The following is a 2,415-nucleotide window of genomic DNA, read 5'->3' on the forward strand; positions in this document are numbered from 1 at the left end:
CATTTTGCTTTGCGTCCGCCACGGCAGAGGCACTTTTCAGCCGGACATCATGAAAAGAGACGTTCCAGGCGGTGGGGTTATCACACTCAAGGGCATAGCCCTTACCCTGACTAATCAGCCGCCAGCGTAATTGCGCGGCGGCATCACCCGATGAGCCCGGCAGCCCGGTTGGTCGGTAAAAAACCTTGAGTCGGGAACGGACCGTAAATTTAATTCTGTCGCTGTTCTCTTTGCTGACGCCGGACTTTGGCTGGACCTCAAGAATATTCAGCCAGAAAACGGATTCACGATCGGCAGGCAGGGGGCCGCCGGTAAATATGATGCGCAATGTCTGCCCTTTTCCGGGGTCAATGCGGGAGATGGGCGGAGTGACCAGAAAGGGAATTTTTGCTGATTCCGGCCTGGCATCCGGGTTACCGCTGTCAATCCACATTTGCAACAGACGCGGCGTGTCGGCTTCATTAGTGATGCCGAGCGTAACCTCTTTTTTGCTGGCAGGGTAGATGACCCTTGTGGCGTTAATCTGAATGCCCGCCTGGGCGATTCCTGATAAGAACAGCAAAGCAGAAAGCAGGTAAGCAAGATGATTCATACACATCCCTAATGAATAAACTTTTTGATATTCGTGCCAGCATATAACTTAAAGTAATTTTTATTTGTAAGGTGAATAATTGTATGCTTATAAATGAGCTGGATAAATTTATCACTTGAATAATATTATTTTTGCGGATTGTACAAAAAACCGGATGCCGCTTCAAATGGTTATTTGTTTGGAGACGGGAAAGGATTTGCATTTTTAATGGAATGCGTGGTGGGTATTTTTATGAGCGGCTTAAGTGTGTGGTGGTGATAATTATATAAAAAACAAAGTATTATTTTTCTAATTCCTCCACACTCCCTAAATGCATAATCATTTTTATTGATATTAATTTTGCGCCAATGAATGTTTTAATATTAATTCATAGTTTTTGTTTATATATTTTCTCGTTTCTTGCTTTAGGCTGACGTGGATAGCCGGATGAGTGCAGCCTCGCCCGGCACATTTCATCTTTTTTCAATGCGGAATCTTGCCTGTTTCCCGCATTCGAACAGGGAACTTCCCTACTCATACGTCATGGTGAATTCCACGGCCGAGTTAGCCGTTCCGGCAGAAATGGCACCGGTACGGATATAACGCGCTTTCATGGGGATGGTATAACTCCCGCCGGTGGTTTTGTTATAGCCGCCGTAAGTGATTTTTGTATTGAAAGGAACAGGCGTGTCGTAGGCATCCAGTACCTGAATACCCACGCCGCTGGCGGATGAGGTGCTGTCCAGCGTGATATGCTGGTCGTTGTTTCCGGCACTGACCAGAGTGACCCCCGGTCCTGGCTTAAATGTGTAATTGACTGAGTTGATGTTAGGATCGCAGTTCTTAATTTCAAAATTAAAAGGCGTTGCAGGGCTGGTTGTGCCAACGGCGGTAAATTCCGTACTGGCATGTTTCTGCAGATCAACCTGAATATCCGGCGTCTTGCATGCTGCAGCTTTAACGACCACATTTCCGCTATTTATCCTGAGCTCGCTATAGCGAACTGCACCAGTATCTCCGGTACCGGTGTTAGCCCATGCAGCCACCATAGGTGAAGGCAGCGTTACTGTTCCTGAAGATACGGGGCCGATGATGTAAAACTGTACGTTGATTCCTGCAATACGGTTTTCTGCACTTGTCGCACTCGCAGGCCAGGAGTACCAGTACTGCGGAATATCAGTTAGCGTAACAATTGGCGTTCCGCTGGGCCATCCACTTGTCATGACCCAGTTACTCCAAATCTTGATGCCGATTCCAGGGATGTTTGTCTTATATACAGTGGGGTCGTAATCTGAAGGTGTCATTGTTGTGCCCAACTGTAGCTTCATATTTACATTGCCTGCGTTACAGCTAACGCTTGAGGAGGGACCATCAGCAAGACTCATAACGTTTCCAACAGGCCCGCGCACACTATTTTTGGGGACTGATATTACGAAAGAGGGTAGCGTTCTTTCATAGGATTGAGGATTCAGGGTGCTGCAATCCGCCCAACATTCAGGCGTACATGAAATAAATCCGACAGAAAACAGGATGGGTGACATTAATTTATTCATTTACTACCTCGGATTATATTAATGAGCAGGGTCTTATTAATAACTGGCGTGACCTGGAAAATTATTCTCATCCTTGATTTCCTATTTTCTTAAATAATGTGCCGCTCTGATTTTGATGGGTTTTCCTTAAAGATTTTATTTATTAAGGCCCATAACCGGACTCACCCTCTTTATATCCGCCATAGTCATCAATCGTGGTAAATAGCACTCTGCCGGAACGAGGCGCCATCACCTCCTTAACCGGAAATAATTTCTTCCCTTTTGCCGGACACATACCATTTTGCTTTGCGT

General features: G+C 46.0%; 2 protein-coding genes. Both read right to left on the reverse strand.

The window, feature by feature from the left end; all coding sequences use genetic code 11:
- On the reverse strand, positions 1-592 hold a 592-nt coding region (locus KXR87_RS23380; protein ID WP_437434563.1), incomplete at its 3' end, for a fimbrial biogenesis chaperone.
- A 509-nt stretch (positions 593-1,101) separates the two neighbouring features.
- Entirely contained in the window at positions 1,102-1,794 is a 693-nt protein-coding gene (locus KXR87_RS23385) for a fimbrial protein (protein ID WP_437434564.1), read from the reverse strand.
- Positions 1,795-2,415: the final 621 nt, after the last annotated feature.

Source organism: Yokenella regensburgei (assembly GCF_051486985.1).
Classification (GTDB): domain Bacteria; phylum Pseudomonadota; class Gammaproteobacteria; order Enterobacterales; family Enterobacteriaceae; genus CBFFRJ01.